This window comes from Vibrio sp. EA2, from assembly GCF_033042495.1.
GTDB lineage: Bacteria > Pseudomonadota > Gammaproteobacteria > Enterobacterales > Vibrionaceae > Vibrio.
In genome coordinates, this window is the sequence record NZ_JAWLID010000058.1 from 1 (window position 1) to 713 (window position 713).

General features: G+C 39.6%; 1 protein-coding gene. It reads right to left on the reverse strand.

Going from position 1 to position 713, the window contains the following annotated elements; genetic code table 11:
- Positions 1–256: 256 nt before the first annotated feature.
- A complete protein-coding gene (locus RXX31_RS24715) occupies positions 257–601 on the reverse strand; it encodes a hypothetical protein (protein WP_317592215.1) in 345 nt (114 codons plus the stop codon).
- Positions 602–713 lie beyond the last annotated feature (112 nt).

A 713-nucleotide genomic window follows, 5' to 3' on the forward strand; every position in this document is an offset into this window, starting at 1 on the left:
TCCCAAAGCTTACTGCATGAGCATCTCGTCGAAATTGCATGCATAAATCGAGAGTATCATCCATTTCAATATTTACGCGAATAAATTCCATTTTACACTCCGTACTTTAAGTAGATTAACCTAACGCCCGCTTAAGTGGTGAGCAACGTTGCCACGACACTCAACCATTACACCGTAAACACTAAAGCTAAATCAAACTAAAACCGCCGAGCGTTGCGAATCCGTCTTAAAGCGTTTGTTATGTGTTTAATGCGCACTAAAGTGTTTCCCTATACATTGACCACTTATTTACTAAGTTTACTAATTTATCTGTTTCAGCAGTTGCTTCTCCAGTTGCAGGTATTGAACTAGCTTCTGCGTCAAAAAGAACATCAACGATTACATCCGCCTGTTCAAAAGAGCACAATACTAAACAAAAGTGCTCACTTCTCTGGCCTGTATATAATTCTGGAGTTTTAACCATACCACTTAGCAATGCAGTAGCGACGACAGAGGCTTCAGCAACCTCTTCTTGCCGTAAAACTTTAAGCGTTTCTTCCAACTCGGAAACCCTAAATGCATTTTTCTGTCTACAAATCGATCTATATTCTTCTGTCTTCATTAACTTAGAATTCCACAGGTTAATAGTTCGAACACATAACGCCCAATTAAGGGGTGAGCAACGCTACCACCCAAGCTTAAAGTATTGTGCCATAAACACTTAACTTGAAGTA